Origin of the sequence: Lysinibacillus sp. AR18-8 (assembly GCF_001705465.1) — a bacterium.
GTDB lineage: Bacteria > Bacillota > Bacilli > Bacillales_A > Planococcaceae > Lysinibacillus > Lysinibacillus capsici.
On record NZ_MDGU01000013.1, the window covers coordinates 134,914 to 150,011 of the forward strand.

General features: G+C 37.8%; 18 protein-coding genes. 12 read left to right on the plus strand and 6 right to left on the minus strand.

Annotated features, from left to right (window positions below; translation table 11 throughout):
- Window positions 1–333 precede the first annotated feature (333 nt).
- Window positions 334–756, plus strand: a complete 423-nt coding sequence (locus BFM98_RS11760; RefSeq protein ID WP_054550934.1) for a hypothetical protein — start codon at window positions 334–336, stop codon at window positions 754–756.
- Window positions 757–791: 35 nt separating this feature from the next.
- On the opposite strand, the gene BFM98_RS11765 is transcribed toward BFM98_RS11760, so the two are convergent.
- Window positions 792–1,865 (minus strand): hypothetical protein, encoded by a 1,074-nt coding sequence (locus tag BFM98_RS11765; RefSeq protein WP_066037480.1) that lies wholly within the window; start codon window positions 1,863–1,865, stop codon window positions 792–794.
- Window positions 1,858–2,412 (minus strand): sigma-70 family RNA polymerase sigma factor, encoded by a 555-nt coding sequence (locus BFM98_RS11770; RefSeq protein ID WP_066037481.1) that lies wholly within the window; start codon window positions 2,410–2,412, stop codon window positions 1,858–1,860. Before BFM98_RS11770 ends, BFM98_RS11765 begins: the two co-directional genes overlap by 8 nt.
- A 163-nt stretch (window positions 2,413–2,575) precedes the next feature.
- Here BFM98_RS11770 and BFM98_RS11775 point away from each other — a divergent pair, with 163 nt between their 5' ends.
- The 3 genes from BFM98_RS11775 (at window position 2,576) to BFM98_RS11785 (ending at window position 4,940) form a co-directional block, all read left to right on the plus strand.
- On the plus strand, window positions 2,576–3,133 hold the full coding sequence (locus tag BFM98_RS11775) for a GNAT family N-acetyltransferase (protein ID WP_048390456.1): 558 nt from the start codon (window positions 2,576–2,578) through the stop codon (window positions 3,131–3,133).
- A gap of 176 nt (window positions 3,134–3,309) precedes the next feature.
- Window positions 3,310–3,909, plus strand: a complete 600-nt coding sequence (locus BFM98_RS11780; RefSeq protein ID WP_054550937.1) for a hypothetical protein — start codon at window positions 3,310–3,312, stop codon at window positions 3,907–3,909.
- A gap of 47 nt (window positions 3,910–3,956) precedes the next feature.
- A complete protein-coding gene (locus BFM98_RS11785) occupies window positions 3,957–4,940 on the plus strand; it encodes a hypothetical protein (protein WP_066037482.1) in 984 nt (327 codons plus the stop codon).
- 251 nt (window positions 4,941–5,191) lie between these two features.
- On the opposite strand, the gene fumC is transcribed toward BFM98_RS11785, so the two are convergent.
- Window positions 5,192–6,583, minus strand: coding sequence for a class II fumarate hydratase (fumC, locus tag BFM98_RS11790; protein ID WP_066037483.1), 1,392 nt, complete (start codon window positions 6,581–6,583; stop codon window positions 5,192–5,194).
- 278 nt (window positions 6,584–6,861) lie between these two features.
- A complete protein-coding gene (locus tag BFM98_RS11795; protein WP_004228943.1) occupies window positions 6,862–7,077 on the minus strand; it encodes a hypothetical protein in 216 nt (71 codons plus the stop codon).
- A gap of 386 nt (window positions 7,078–7,463) precedes the next feature.
- Between BFM98_RS11795 and BFM98_RS11800 the strand changes: the two genes are divergently transcribed.
- The 3 genes from BFM98_RS11800 to BFM98_RS11810 all read left to right on the plus strand — a co-directional run bounded on the left by BFM98_RS11800 (window position 7,464) and on the right by BFM98_RS11810 (window position 10,405).
- Window positions 7,464–8,021: a hypothetical protein gene (locus BFM98_RS11800; protein WP_066037484.1), complete on the plus strand. Its 558-nt coding sequence runs from the start codon at window positions 7,464–7,466 to the stop codon at window positions 8,019–8,021.
- A gap of 435 nt (window positions 8,022–8,456) precedes the next feature.
- Window positions 8,457–9,185: an AAA family ATPase gene (locus tag BFM98_RS11805; protein WP_036081249.1), complete on the plus strand. Its 729-nt coding sequence runs from the start codon at window positions 8,457–8,459 to the stop codon at window positions 9,183–9,185.
- Entirely contained in the window at window positions 9,182–10,405 is a 1,224-nt protein-coding gene (locus BFM98_RS11810) for a GNAT family N-acetyltransferase (RefSeq protein WP_066037485.1), read from the plus strand. Before BFM98_RS11805 ends, BFM98_RS11810 begins: the two co-directional genes overlap by 4 nt.
- A 30-nt stretch (window positions 10,406–10,435) precedes the next feature.
- On the opposite strand, the gene pdxR is transcribed toward BFM98_RS11810, so the two are convergent.
- Window positions 10,436–11,818 carry a MocR-like pyridoxine biosynthesis transcription factor PdxR gene (gene pdxR, locus BFM98_RS11815; RefSeq protein ID WP_066037486.1) on the minus strand — a complete coding sequence of 461 codons (1,383 nt, stop codon included), beginning with the start codon at window positions 11,816–11,818 and terminating at the stop codon, window positions 10,436–10,438.
- 110 nt (window positions 11,819–11,928) lie between these two features.
- Here pdxR and BFM98_RS11820 point away from each other — a divergent pair, with 110 nt between their 5' ends.
- On the plus strand, window positions 11,929–12,369 hold the full coding sequence (locus tag BFM98_RS11820) for a GNAT family N-acetyltransferase (protein WP_066037487.1): 441 nt from the start codon (window positions 11,929–11,931) through the stop codon (window positions 12,367–12,369).
- Between the two features lie 73 nt (window positions 12,370–12,442).
- Here the strand turns inward: BFM98_RS11820 and BFM98_RS11825 are convergent, their stop codons facing one another.
- Window positions 12,443–13,135, minus strand: coding sequence for a class I SAM-dependent methyltransferase (locus BFM98_RS11825; protein ID WP_066037488.1), 693 nt, complete (start codon window positions 13,133–13,135; stop codon window positions 12,443–12,445).
- A 232-nt stretch (window positions 13,136–13,367) separates the two neighbouring features.
- On the opposite strand from BFM98_RS11825, the gene BFM98_RS11830 reads away from it, so the two are divergent.
- From BFM98_RS11830 to BFM98_RS11840, 4 genes are all read left to right on the plus strand, one after another.
- A complete protein-coding gene (locus BFM98_RS11830; RefSeq protein ID WP_004228915.1) occupies window positions 13,368–13,970 on the plus strand; it encodes a CPBP family intramembrane glutamic endopeptidase in 603 nt (200 codons plus the stop codon).
- 72 nt (window positions 13,971–14,042) lie between these two features.
- Window positions 14,043–14,228 (plus strand): helix-hairpin-helix domain-containing protein, encoded by a 186-nt coding sequence (locus BFM98_RS11835; RefSeq protein WP_048390683.1) that lies wholly within the window; start codon window positions 14,043–14,045, stop codon window positions 14,226–14,228.
- A complete protein-coding gene (locus tag BFM98_RS23980; protein WP_016993359.1) occupies window positions 14,221–14,388 on the plus strand; it encodes a hypothetical protein in 168 nt (55 codons plus the stop codon). The genes BFM98_RS11835 and BFM98_RS23980 overlap by 8 nt, the downstream gene beginning before the upstream one ends.
- A gap of 8 nt (window positions 14,389–14,396) precedes the next feature.
- Entirely contained in the window at window positions 14,397–15,029 is a 633-nt protein-coding gene (locus BFM98_RS11840) for a hypothetical protein (protein ID WP_066037489.1), read from the plus strand.
- Window positions 15,030–15,098: the final 69 nt, after the last annotated feature.

Here is a 15,098-nt window from a genome sequence, read left to right on the forward strand (position 1 = left end):
TTACTATTCATTATTTACGTGATTGTCATTGCGGATGCGTATTACACAACGCTCTATATTGAACCAAAAACACCGCCGCAACACCAAACCATCAAAGCAACAGCCATCACGGTAGACCAACTACGGTAGCAAGCCTCACAAAAGGAAGCGGACAACCCGTCGTTTGAAGCCTTTTTGCTTCAAGCAATTTCTTCAAAGCGTGGTCCAGGAATTGGTGATGCAAGAAATATTCGTAGAAGCACGAACTCCAAAGCGTGTCTATTTACATTATCAACAGCTACGTTGCTGACACCCTGTACATTTACAGGGTTTTTTTAATAGGAGGAGCAAAATATGAGTATGACAACCTATATAGGCTTCAATTTTCCAGTTGAAATACAGGATGACTATACAGAAAATGAAGTTGACATAAATTATTTTTTCTCGGTAAAAGAGAATCGCCAAATTGTACAGGCAAAGCATTTTACAACACCCTATGTATATGAAATCGAAACAAAGGGAGAGCCCATTTGGCAAATGCATAACGAAAATAAAGTGTATTCCCCCCATAACTATGAAAAAGCCAAAAGAACTTTTCACCATGTATGTGACTTTCTAAAAAAATTCCTTCCCAAAGGAGATTATTGCGAAATCTACATTTGCTGGATAGGAGAAGAAGGAGAGGAACATGAGAAAAAACTGGCACTTCTGTTAGACCAACTGTCAGTAGATGAGGTAGAAATAGTTGAGAAATGTTTGATGATGGTGAGAAATTAAAATCTTCATAAAGTAAAAGATTGAAGCAATAAGCCTCAATCTTTTTTCTGTTTGCTAGGAAGCTGATAGCCCTCTAAGTCTGGAATAAATTCTTGTGGGTCAATAGATACATTCACTTCAAGCCTTTCTGGATGAACATAGCTTGTCAGCTCACCATTTTGGTCATATGTTTCACTTTTAACGAGAATCCCAGTATCTTTATCCACCCAAAAACGAAACGCTTCTGTCGTGCCTTTTAAATTTTCACTATTTGTCACCGTTTCATCCATTTTCCCAGCTAATACGATTGTATTATGACCTAACAACGCTTCATTTTGTTTTTCAATCTCCCAATGCTCCATATTTCTTAAATAACTAGCAGCTTTCTCATAAGCGAATAACGACATACTTGAACTTCCAAATGAAGGTCTTTCTCTCAATTTATTATATGAAATAGGGGGATATTTCAAGTCAATACTAAAAGCTTGCTCAGGAGTAACTACGTCTCGTTTTGATTTCTGTTTCGTTTCATTAACTGTATAAACTTTTTGTCCATAAAGTGCTGTATATTTTAACCAGCTCTTTCTGTTGTTATAAAAGTACTCCTGTGTATCGTTCTTGATTCCCGTCGTGTTATCATCTAAAGCGATTATTTTTTCATAGCCTCCAACTTCTTTTTTGGTACTTACTTTATAAGTAACACCCAATGTTCTAGTGGAACCGTCTTGAGAAATTTTATGTTCTTCAAATTTTCCAGCTGCTGAGTGAAAATAATCAATCGAATTTAATAATTTACTCACGACATCCTCTTTCGTCATATCCCCGTAAAATTCTTCTTGGATCGGGGGATGATAAAGAGTAGTTTCCATTATAGGTTCTTGTGAACGGTCTCCCTTATCAACTGGTTGTACTGTCAGCTCCGTGACCATAAAATAGCTAGCTCCTATAAGAAAAAAACCAATGACTGCTATAGGTAACAAATGATTGAAAATGGATTGGAATTGGGGCTGTTTCTTGTAATCTTTTCGAAGCCTCTGCCTTACTTTTTCTTTATGTTTCTCATTAAAATGAATGTCCTGGAATGCCGTGTCATCCAATGCCTTGCCTATATTTTTAAACATATCATTCATTTATCTTGCACCCTTCCATTGATTTTTTGAGCATAAGTCGAGCCCTATGAAGTCGAGACTTAATGGTTTGTAAACGCAAATCTAACAAATCAGCTATTTGGTTATAGGACAGCTCTTCATAATAATAGAAAATAATGAGTTCTCGGTATCTTATTGGTAGAGCAAGGATTTTTTCAGAAAGTAATCGTTTATCCTCCTGTCCGACTAATTCCAACTCAGGGGATTGACTAGTACTCTTAATTTTTGAGAAAAATTCTGTCAGAACAATATTTCTATAAGACCAGCTTTTTAATTTATCTTTACATAGATTGACAGTAATTCGATATAACCATGTTTTATAGGAAGATTCATTCCTGAAATTATCTAAATGCTCATAGCACTTTATAAACACTTCTTGCGCAATATCTTCCGAAAGCTGCTTGTGCTTCATATACGTAAAGGCAAGACGTGCTATGTCATCTCCATATGCCTTCATCAACCATTCAAGCCTCTCCTCCTTACTACATTCACTGCTAACTTCTATTGATGTTCTCACATGTTCAAGCATCTTCCACACCCTTTCAATTATTAGACGGAGTTGGTGCCATTTGGTTGTAATCAATTTACTATAATAACGAGTGATTTGTAATAGCAGTAAAAGAGAGTATGAGAGATTTTTGTGTTATTATTCAATAGTAAAATGCTAATAAATGGTGAAAAAGGGGAGTAGTATGCATACACAATTCGAATTTACGGTTTTTCCTCAATTGGAAACAGAACGTTTTATTTTACGAAAAGGGATAATGGATGATGGCCAAGATATTTTGAGACTTTATTCTAATGAAAATGTAGTGAAGTACCTGCCATTACCATTGTTTGCTTCAGTTGAAGATGCTATTGATGAAATCAATTGGTATGAGAAAATTTTTAAAGAACAAAAAGGCTTAAGATGGGTAATCGAGGAAATTCAGACCAACAAGGTGATTGGCACATGTGGCTATTTGAATTATGAAAAAGAGCATAATCGTATAGAAATTGGCTATGATTTAAACCCTGACTATTGGGGAAAGGGTGTGATGCAAGAGGCTTTAAGTTCGATCATCCACTTTGCCTTTACATCCATGGGAATCAATAAAATCGAAGCAAAAATAGAGCCAGAAAACACAGCATCTATCAAACTATTGGAAAAATTAAACTTTTCTCAAGAGGGTCTTTTGAGGCAACATGAATTTGAAAAAGGGAAGTATGTGGATCTCGCTATCTTTTCCCTATTGAAAAGTGAATATTAGGAGGTTAGGAAAGTCGCTCTCATCATGAGGGTGGCTTTTAATTTTGCTATTACTGCGAGATACATAGAGAATCAGCCATGTTAAACGTAACTTTTAAATGGAAAATATTATAAAAATTAACTAATGTAAGGTATTATTATAATAAATGGCTAACCTTCTAAAGAGGAGTGAGAGAGATGAAGCTCGTAAATGTTGTATTGACAGGACTATTGATAAGTGGATTGTTAATAGGTTGTACCGAGGAAGGAGAAACGAAAGGGGAACAGGTAAAAACAGAAGAAACAACAATCAAACACGTAGCAGCAGTAAACCCTTCGAAAATCTGGAATGATGTATCAACCCCTGAAGGCTTCAATAACTATGAGATTGAACCAACGTTGGAAGCTTGGATTGCCTATCATGCCCAAGATATTAACAAAACAACAGACGTAGACGAATATTATCTAAGGGCAGATCGTCTCACGAAGGAAATGATATATTTTAGGGTTCAAGGGGAAGACCTTCAAAAGGATTTTGAAAATTTAAATGTACTGCAGATTTTGATGGGACATCTGGATTATGTAATATCGGTTGAGAAACAGCAAGGTCTTGATACAGCTGAGTCCTATGGAGAATTAACTAAGTGTTTTACGTATTTCACTGAATTACTTCACGATCTCAACGTAATCATCAATAACGATGGCAAGGGTGAAACATATGGGCTCACACACCAATTAGACGGGAGCAAGGTGGACGAACTCGAAAAACTTCTTTATACAGAGGCCAGAAAGGAGTAAAAGCTCAAAGTGAAATATTTATTAGCAATATTGAAGGGGGAATATTTTTGAATAATAAACAACTAATTCCTACAAATGAAATTAAAGAAGAGTTCGAGGCTATTTTATTAGAACATGCTAGTATTGCGCATTGTGAGATTAATTTAAAAAACGGCACGTTCAAAAATATACAACGATTAGACACCCGCTATGACGAGTTTGCTTTGGATATTATGAATAATGAATTTTGTTTTAGTCTAAAAGAAAAAAATAACATAAACTTTTATAGAATTAATCTTGAAACATTTAATCAAACACATGCTATCACATTAAATTTAAATAATTATTTTTCTTCTGAAGAAATTAAGGATGAAAGTTATTATTCCAAGTTAATTTACCTTAATCCTCAATATTTGTTGTATTTTATTACGAAAAGAGAAATTAACTATGGACGTCCTTTTTATCAATGTATTTTTTTGATAAACACTTCAACAGGAGAGATAAAACGATTAAATCCTTTACTTCCAAACGGAGATAATTTACTTAGATTAGATACTTCCAAAAACATCTATCTAAGCAATCACAATCACTTATTACTATTAAAAACTGGGAGAATTAGACCCTTTGAGAAACAAGCAATGTATAATGGAGTAGATATTGAAAGTCCTTATCATGACCACCTTGAATCGATTTACTTAATGGAGGTTTCATCTTTAATTAACCAACAGAATTTTAATAATGCGACATTACTATCTTTATTAAATTATTCAGGTGTTTCTGAAAACTTACGATATGAGAACAATATTCTTTCATACGTAGTATCTGATTTTACGAACAACACTAAAGAGTTAATAAAACATGATTTGTTAGACGGGGATGTTTCAAAATTTCAAGATGACCAATTAATACGAGATTATTTAAATTATGATTTTGAATTATTACCAAACTACTATCATTATATCTCTAAATTATCTAAACAAGATAAAGCTGATACGTTTAATCTAATTGACGATGAATTGTCGTTTAATGTAAAGCTGGATAAAATAAGCTGAGAGAATTTTAACTAGTTATAAGCATCTGTAATGGAGTTATGGATTACATAGGAGGCAGAATAAACCACTCTCCGATGAAGTGACTGCATAGGATAGATACAATTATTTTCATTAGGAAGCTATTTGGCATGGATTCGATAGTCTATCGAGATTCATGTCTTTTAATTTTGCTTTCATCCATGCTAAAGATATTTCTCATAAACAAAAAAGATTGAAGCCCATTAGCCTCAATCTTTTTATGGTCGCTTTCATTATTTTACGTTCGGATAAATCATTGTTGCTGGGTCTACATATTCATCGAACTGTTCTTCTGTAAGTAAGCCACTTGCGATGGCTGCTGCCTTTAAGGTCGTGCCTTCTTTGTGGGCCTGTTTTGCGATTTTTGCTGCGTTTTCATAGCCAATATATGGGTTTAACGCTGTTACAAGCATTAATGAATTTTGTAAATTATGATCGAGTACCTCTTTGTTTGGCTCAATGCCTACTGCACAATGGTCGTTAAATGATTTCATTGTATCCGCTAATAGGCGAGTTGATTGTAAGAAGTTGTAAATGATGACTGGTTTAAAGACGTTTAATTCAAAGTTACCTTGAGAAGCGGCGAAGGCAATCGTTGCGTCATTTCCAACTACTTGCGTGACGACCATTGTCATTGCTTCACTTTGGGTAGGGTTTACTTTACCTGGCATAATGGAAGAGCCTGGTTCGTTTTCTGGGATCGTAATTTCCCCAATACCTGAACGAGGACCACTTGCTAGCCAGCGAACGTCATTGGCAATTTTCATTAAATCAGCCGCTAAAGCCTTTAATGCACCGTGTGCTACAACTGCTTCATCATGACTCGTTAGGGCATGGAATTTATTTGTAGCTGATGTAAATTGTTTGCCTGTTAGCTCACTAATTTCCTCAGCCACACGATCACCAAATTCAGGGTGAGCATTGATTCCTGTACCGACCGCTGTTCCACCAATTGCAAGCTCCTTCATATAGTCAATATTTTGGATAATCATATGCTCTGATTTTGAGAGCATGGCTGCCCAGCCACTAATTTCTTGACCTAATGTAAGAGGTGTCGCGTCCTGTAAATGCGTACGACCAATTTTAATAATGTCCTTAAATTGAGCTGCTTTATCTTCCAAAGTTGCTTTTAGTAAACGTAGTCTTGGTAATAAATAATCTTCCACTTTTAAAACAGCCGCAATATGCAATGCTGTTGGGAATGTATCATTTGAGCTTTGTGATTTATTGACATCATCATTTGGATGAATACGGTCCGCTTCACCAGCATCCTCTAATAGCTGATTCGCACGGTGAGCAATGACTTCATTCACATTCATATTGGATTGTGTACCACTACCAGTTTGCCAAACCACAAGAGGGAATTGATCGTCCCATTGACCATTTAAAATTTCATCTGCAGCCTGCACGATGGCATTTGCTTTAATATCAGAAAGTTTGCCTAGTTTATTATTCGCAATCGCCGCACTTTTCTTTAGGATTGTCATAGCTTGCACAAGCTCGATTGGCATTTGTTCTGTACCAATTTGGAAATTTTCTTTACTGCGCTGTGTTTGCGCGCCCCAAATTTTATTAGCAGGTACTTTAATTTCACCCATAGTGTCTTTTTCAATACGATAATCCATGTCAAAACAGCTCCTTTAGTATGTAAAGTTCTCCTCATATAAAGATAAAAACGGATACTCTTAGTCTGATGTAAGAATATCCGTTTGATACATGCTTATTCAAAAAAGAGGGGGATTCTGAATGAAGCAATTTGGAGAAAGAAATAATCTATTGATAATGATAATTGTTATCAATTAAAAAGTCAACGGTTTTGCTTGAAGAAATTTAAAGTGAATGATTCGCAATCATTACCTATTTTATTCCCGAAAATTAAGGGAATAAACCATGTTTTAGTTGATTATCTCTTTTTCTTTCCAAGCTCTTTAAGAGGCTGCTTTTTAGGGATTTTTTCGAATAATATCTTCACATGAAAATTGTTGTCATCAACTTGAAGTACCTCCAACACCTTTGCCTTGCGCCCTTTAATGCGAATATCTTCTTCCACAGTAGGTAGCTTGACGAGCAATTGACTTAAAACAGACGTCTTGTTTTCGTAGTAATGCGTCACAAACATCGCGATTCTCCTTCTGACTTTTGATTGTTACTCAATTTATGAGCGAGGGATAATAGTTAGAACTTTGGAGATGGTGAGCAAAGAATGAATGGAACCGCTCGAAAAGCTGTTAGAGGTGATCATAAAGAGAGGAAACCCGCTCATCGAGTTACTGAAGGTAATCATAAAATGAGAGAGCCAAGCACAGAGGAAAACTAGTAATTAGTTTCCTATAGAAGTTTATAACTTAGTGAGGGGAAAGAGGCGTAGAATCCCATACAATACTTAATAGTCATATTGTGGGTGAATGGAATAAATATATTTTACATTTCCGGTTGGTTAATTATGTTAATATCACGTTAGATTAACATGATTAGATAGTAAAGAAAAGGAGGCGAGTAAGTAGAATGACAAATAATATCATTGAACAAGCAAAACGAGGGTTGGAAGGTTTTGCTATTGGGGGTTATCATACTAGCGGAAATTTTAGTAAGTATCGGGAGGAATACTATAAATATTTTGGAGATCCAGATGATGAAACGAGAAAATACGCTATAGCTGCATTTACTTGTATGCTGGGTAATTGGGAAACGGGTTCTCTTCAGATATTTCAGCCCATACAAGAGTGGGAGGAAAATAAAAAATGGAGCTCGAATCCATTAGACCAGAAGCGATTTTATCGTTTAAAAGATTATCTTTATGCATTATTAGCACATCATGAGCAGATAGAGAAAGAATTCCCCTATATGTATGAAGATATTGTTTTATTTTTAATAAAAATAGAATTAAATCAAGGGGTCAGATATGAGGAATGGTTTCCAGAGCATAACCCGAATTTGTTTCAGCGATTAAGAGAAGAAATTTTAATACCTAAACAACATTTGGTAGATAAAAGAAGTCATCGGAAATTCTTATTAAAAGAAATAGGTATTGAGCCTTTTTTTGAATCGGATCAATTTAGGTAATGAAAGTAATCCAAAAGTGGATGGAATCGCTCAGAAAGGAACCCAAGGTGATCGAAAAGAGAGGCACCCCGCTTATTCAGCAAGCCACTGCGAAATAAAATTGCAATGGAAAACACTACTGCATGTTGCAGGGAAATCATTCACTTAATCAGTTAGAGAGGAGGTCAATGTCCACTTTTTTTATAAAAAAATCAAAAATATGACATGATACTACATGTAGGAATTGCAACTTTCGACATGTTTTTTATTTATTTCTCGGGAAATATCTCATAGCTAGTTGTGAAAATGGTAGGGTCTTCGTCAGCTGTTTTAGGCTATTTATGTTGGGCAGGCTCGGGTGGATACATAAAAAGGTGACATTTCAATCAAACAGGTGGGTGGATTACGTTTCAGCTTGAGGGATGTTCGCTATAATAAGAGTAAGGAGGAAATGAAATGTATTTAAAGTCATGTAAGGTGTTACAGGATACGATTCCCAATAAACAGGAGTATCCTTTTAATATTCCAAGCTTGCAGGATTTGCATGAGCTGGAGTTTCCGACGAATGTGACGTTCTTTGTTGGGGAAAATGGTTCGGGGAAATCAACATTACTGGAGGCGATTGCTGATCGTTGCGATTTCAATACGGCTGGTGGCGGTCGTCAAAATTTATATGAAGTACATAAGGCGGAATCTTCATTGGGGGAATATATCCGTTTGTCGTGGCTGCCGAAAATATCGAATGGGTTTTTCCTTCGATCAGAAACATTTTATCAATTTGCCAGTCATATTGATTTGATAGAAGATCCAAGGAGATATAACGCTTTTGGTGGGAAATCACTACATCATCAATCTCATGGTGAATCCTTTCTTGCGTTATTTATGAATCGTTTTAAGGGTAAAGCCATTTATTTATTGGATGAGCCTGAGGCGGCATTGTCACCAACGAGGCAGCTGAGCTTGCTGAAAATAATGAAGGACCTTGAGCATGAGGCACAATTTATTATTGCTACACACTCACCCATTTTGCTTGGCTATCCGAATGCCACGATTTATAGTTTTGATCAAGGAGAAATTGAATCCATTCGCTATGAGGATACCATTCATTACATCGTGACCAAACGTTTTTTGGATGCACCACAGTCGATATTAAGAGAGTTATTTGATGAGGAGAGGGAATCATGAATCAACGAAAAGGCTTAATCATGCGAGAAATTCGATTGGATGAAATGGCACAGTCCATTGATTTACTGAATTATGTCTTTCAAATGTCAATGTCCATTCACAAGGATCGTCGCTTTGTGAATGCGAAGAGTAGGCAATTTAATGAAGGGCATGCGATCGGGTGGTTTGATGGTCCACAACTAGTATCGCAAATTTTAAGTTTGCCTTTTGAGGTGAATGTGCATGGCAAGATTTATGAAATGGGTGGCATCACAGCAGTTGGGACATACCCTGAATATTCAGGGCATGGCTTAATGGAGAGCTTGATAATTGAAAGTCTGCAAAGTATGCGAAATGAAGGACAGTATATATCCTATTTATTTCCATATTCTATCCCTTATTACCGCAAAAAGGGATGGGAAATTATGAGTGATATTGTGGAATTTCAAGTGAAGGATACACAGCTTCCTCATTATGCTGGGCTTAATGGGAAAATTCGCCGTGTTGATCCCAAGCATGAGGATGTGGTGGCTATCTACGCACGCTATGCGCAGAAAACGCATGGGGTAATGGTGCGCAATAGTATTGCCTGGAACGAGAAATTTCAGGAGGATTTCTGGGAGGAGAAATTTATAGATAGTGATGTGAACCTTCAGGCGGCGGTCTACTATGATGAAGAAGATGTGGCACAGGGCTACATGTTCTATCGTATTATGGAGGAAAATTATTACATTGATGAAATCGTCTATTTGCAGGAAGAGGCTCGTAAAGGTTTATGGAATTTCGTCTCGGCTCACAGCTCAATGGTCTACAATGTCTACGGGAAAACAACTGGTAATGAAGCGGTAGCCTTTCTATTAGAGGACAGTGAGATCATTCAAAAGGTATCGCCTTATTTCATGGCAAGAATCGTCGATGTCAAAGAATTTTTACTGCGCTATCCATTTATTGGTCAGAATTTCGAGCTTCAGCTAGCTGTCAGTGATCGCACTGTGGCGTGGAATAATGGCACCTACATCATCAAAATGAAAGATGGAAACCTTTCTGTGCAGAAGGTAAGTGAGACGTTGAACGCGAATGCTGTGCATTTAACAGTGCAAACACTGGCTACTATGCTGTTAGGCTACAAACGTCCAACCTATTTAGAACGAATTGAACGATTACAGGGACGTACAGAGGAAATTGCATTGCTCGAGGCGGTTTTACCAGTAGGTATCCCAACATTTATTGATTATTTTTAAGTGGTATGGTAAGAGCCATAACGTTGAAGGTTATGGCTGCCACGCCTCTTTTAACAGCTCGATGCCCAGCTTGATTTCTTCCAACGCTAATTTACTAAAGCCTAATTGCAGCATTGGTTCCTCATTTTTTTGATGGATAAAAAAGGGGCTTGTCGGATAAACCTTCACACCGTAAGTCGCCGCTCGTTGGATCAGCTGCTGCTCAGAAAGTGGAGACTTTATCTTCACTAATACATAGAGTCCTGATTGCTCGCCTAACACGGTTATTTGCTGACCAAAATGTCGTTGTAGCTCCTGTACAAGGTGCTGCATTTTTTGTTTATAGGTCAAACGCATTCGTTTAATATGGCGTGTCCATTCCCCCTGCGCCATAAATTGGGCCATTGTGCGTTGATGGAGGGACGAAGCATTTTGTTCAAAATGAGCAAAACGCTCTTTATAGGGCTGAACAAGTGCATTTGGTAGCACCATATAGCTTAAACGCACACCTGGTAAAAACGATTTGGAGAAGGTGCCGAGATAGATTACCCTTGATGAGTCGATGGAAGCAAGGGCAGGAAATGGCTGTTGTGTATAGCGAAACTCTCCATCATAATCATCCTCTAGAATATAACCATCGACTTGTTGAGCCCATTGTATTAAGGTCTGTCGCTGCTGAATAGACATGGACACACCGTATGGGAAATGATGTGACGGGGTGACATACATTAAGCGTGATTGACAGTTTTGGAGTATGTCAAGTTGAGCTCCTGTTTCCATTACAGGTAGTGGCTCTATTTCGAAGTGATGTAACTGGAAGGCTTCCCGTGCACCATCATAGCCAGGGTCTTCCAAAAGAATGCTTGGGAAAGATTCTTTTAGTAAAAATCCAAGATACAAGAGCATTTGCTGTGTGCTACTACCAATAACGATATTGTCGCTCGTTGTATAAACCCCTCTTGCTTGCAGTAAATATTGCACAAGCTGCTCCTTTAGCACTGATTCTCCAAACAGTTCTCCATATTCGTAACAGGTTGATTCCTGTAATACTTGATTGGCAATTTGGCGCCATGTTTTCATGGGAAAATGTTGCTGATCGACAGCCCCAGCGCGAAAATCTACAAGATAGGATGCAGCCTTCTTTTTTGGCTGTGTCATAGGGGACTGTTCCTGCTCCTTTAGAAAAACCTGCTCTAGTGCATTGACGAAATAGCCTTTTCGTCCCTCCCCACGTATGTATCCTTCTGCCACAAGCTGTTCATAAGCAGTTAATGTAGTATTACGACTGACCTGTAAAGTTTCTGCAAGTTTTCGTATGGAGGGCAGGGAATCATCTGTTTGAAGTGTACCTTGCATAATAAGTGCTTTAATTTGCTGGTACACTTGCTTATATTTTGCCTCTTTTTCTGTTAATAGAAAGATTAAATCGTCCATAAGGCACCACCTTGACATGTTAAAATGTTTGGAACTGTTTCTTTTGAAATGTCAGATTATTTACTACCATCATACTAGAAGGACAATCAAAAGGAAATGGAGATCAAAACATGAAAATTTGTATGGTGACACAGCAAACGATGGGAGACGTAGTCCCATTATTTAATGCCTATCGTGAATTTTATGGACAATCATCTGATTTACAGCAAGCTGAGCAGTTTATACAGGAGCGAGTAATGGGAGCAGAGTCTATTATTTTCCTGGCATATTTGGAGGAGGAGCCAGTTGGATTTGCACAATTGTTTCCAGTCTTTTCATCCGTAGCTATGAAACGAGCGTTTCTCTTAAATGATTTATTTGTGGCGAAACAAGCCAGAAAACAAGGTGTAGCACAGGCGTTGATGGAGCAATGCTATATCTATTGTCAGCAGGAAGATGCTCGTTACATGATGCTAGAAACTGCCAGAGATAATGTCCAAGCACAGAAGCTCTATGAAAAAATGGGCATGACGATTGATGAAACTGTTTATTATTACAGTATTTATTGGTAATTTTTTTCGATGTGACTATAAATCTAAGTTTCAGCCCCCACCATTGATTGTGACTATGGTGGGGGCATTGTGGTTATGCGTGGCTCATCCATCCTGCGAAGAGACCTGAGGAGAAAAAGCGGGTAATATTTTGAAAGCCCGCTTCACTTAATAGCTGTTGGATTTCTTGATCGGAGAGGAAGGAAATATTCATGATGCCCTTGCCCATGCTATCTACCTTTTCTTTTGTATAGCCGGCCTCTAAAAAGTAGCTTTGCCATATTTTGATGCGATCTTGTAGCTCGTCACTTTCTCGTTCTCCGTAGGCACAAGCGAGGACAAAGGGCTTTCCAGGTTTTAATTGCTTGTGAATATTTTGCAGTAGATGGAGTTTCTCCTGTCGATCTTCAATAAAATGAAGAACGAGGATACAGCTTGCCGCATCGAATTTCGGTGTTGATTGGGGTAAGCGCTCAATTGTTCCTTGTAGTAGCTGAACGCGACTTTCAATATCCAGTTGCACGGCTTTATGTTGTGCAATTTGGAGCATTTCCTCAGATGGATCAACCCCAGTGAACATCCATTTAGGGTTTGTTGGTCCCCATGCAGAAAGCTCGTTGCCCCCACCAGCTCCTACAACAAGCAGGGATGCTTCTTGTTCTCCTAAATGCATGCGGAAATAGGCTTGTGTCACGGCAAATAATGTGTCATAGGCAGGCACTGAAATTCTTGTGCTGTGCTCATATGTTTGTGCCTTTTCTAATAAATGTGTAGGTAATGTACGCATTGTGATAGCCTCCAGTGTTTTATCATCTCTATTACAGACCTTTAATATCTGTAATAGAGTATAAATGAAAATAACTGAAAAGACAAAGGAGAAGCCCTTTGACTTCGTTTTTTTATTGTAAAACATTTAATAATTAACAATAAAGATAAATAATTTAATGTTTATCGTTAAATAACTATTGAAAAAAATGGCACTTTCTTCTATGCTTGTAGTAAACAGGAGGGGAAATAAGATGATGAATAGTTTAATCAGTGCCATTTTGCAAGTGATGTTATTTTCAGTGATTCCGTTTATTTGGTGGCTTTGTACAGCGAGAAAAAAACAGCCCTTTTTAACGTGGATAGGATTGCAAAAGCCTATTATTGTGCACAAGGGAAGGTATGCTATGTACATTGTACTTTCTACTTTCACGATGTTAATACCGAGCTTTGCGCTAGTCTTTTTCTATATTGATCGCTCCTTGCTAGCGGCGAATCAATTCGCGGGACTTGGAGCTGCTGCCGTCATTCCAGCACTTTTCTACGCTATTATTCAAACAGGTTTATCAGAGGAGCTATTATTTCGCGGCTTTTTATTAAAGAGATTGATGAAGATTTTTGATTTTCAAGTAGCAAATCTCTTGCAAAGTATTGTTTTTGGCTGTGTTCATGGGGCCATGCTATGGTCGGTGCTTCCGCTTCATGTAATCTTATTAGTTGTGCTTACTACAGCGCTTGCTGGCTATGTGATGGGCTGGGTGAACGAACGAATTGCTGGAGGTTCCATTGTCACTAGCTGGAGTATCCATAGTATTGTAAATTTCATAGCGGCGTGCTTGTATATGTTTAAATTTTGACTTATTTGCATTTCTTTGCTGTCACTTGCATAATAGGGCAGAGAAGATTTTTTCGTGAAGGGACGTGCAAGCATGACAGAGTGGCCTAAGGGAGTAGCAAAACCAGCAATTCGCGCATTACATGCAGCGGGCTATACAGAATTGAAGCAGCTAGAAAGAGTTGAGCTTTCTACATTAGCTCATCTTCATGGAATGGGTCCAAAAGCTTTAGCAGCGATTGAGGCGGCACTAAAGGAAAGTAGGGAACTTCGTGAATAAGCTGACATTGTTTTTACTGGCAATGGTTGTCTATTATATCCTCGTTGTAGTCGTTATTAGCAAGCTGTTTATTATTCCTATTATGAAAGTGATGGCTCTTATCTTTTTTATAGGGGCAGGCTATATCTTTTCTCGTAAAATGCGTAGGAAATTACAGTAGGAGGTAATATGAAAATTGTTAAATTAACATTCTTTTATTTAGCTATTATTTTATTGGCATTGACGCTGTCCTTAGCGGGTGTTCGTCTATCCATCTCTCTTGGGATATTTGCATTAATTGCGGTAGGGATGATTTATCGCCATATACATATTTTATATCGCACAAACAATATGGAGCAGGTGGATAAATGGGTTAAAAATCACCGAAAAGAGCCTATATTTGCTGCTCTCTATGCATCAGCTTACGGGACAAAAGAGGAACAGATTCAGGCAATCGATGTCATCATCCATCATTATAAGCAGCCAGCCATTAAGTACAATTATCTCTTTATTAAGGCCATTATGGAGGAGAATCTTGGTGCTGCTAAAGTAGCCGCAAGACAAATTGATAAGGAGCCTTTAACTAGCTATGCACTATGCTATATTGCTGCGCTGGAAGGTCGAGCGGCCGATATGAGAAGTGATAAACTAACACAGCCGTGGATGCAACCTGCAATTGAAGCGGTCTATGCCTGTACAATAAAGGATCAGGCTAATTTCCGCCAATTCGCGGATGCTAGCATCCATCAAGCACGTGGCATACAGAAGTACGCTTTAATACATAATTTTAAGCAAATGGAAGATGAATTGGTAAAGGCATAATCGAAGGGCTACTTGATAACAGTATCAGGTAGCCTGATTTTGTGTCAGAAATCATAAATTAATTCAATG